This window comes from Myroides albus, assembly GCF_009711045.1.
Lineage (GTDB): Bacteria > Bacteroidota > Bacteroidia > Flavobacteriales > Flavobacteriaceae > Flavobacterium > Flavobacterium album_A.
In genome coordinates this window covers 1-373 of record NZ_WMJX01000139.1, presented here as the reverse complement: position 1 = coordinate 373, position 373 = coordinate 1, and the positions used below count along the sequence as shown (strand labels likewise).

Genomic DNA, 373 nt, shown 5'->3' with positions numbered 1-373 from the left:
CTGGATCTACCGGATCCACAGGAGTTGTAGGTTTAGCATCGTCAAACACAATAGAAGAAACAAGTAGGTTATAAGCAGCTTTGCTACCAACTTTGAATCCAAATACTGAACCTGTTTTAGATTTGTTGTAATCTACATCAGAGATATCAAGTGTGATTTTAATCCAATTATTAGCGTTTATTTTTACTCCAACATAGTCATTAACTCCAATGTTTGAATCACTTTCTTGTTTTTTAGTAGTTTTTTTAAGTACTAAGTCAGAAGATAGCGTAATATCCGTTTTACTGGCAATTTGTTCATCTGTACGCAAGTTGAATACTTCATATCCTGTGTTAGTGTATACATTAAAAGACAGTGATTTGTCAGCTGTTCC

At 33.8% G+C, this 373-nt stretch carries 1 pseudogene; it reads right to left on the bottom strand.

Going from position 1 to position 373, the window contains the following annotated elements:
- Positions 1 to 373: pseudogene (locus GJV76_RS15840) on the bottom strand (hypothetical protein); the annotation flags it as partial.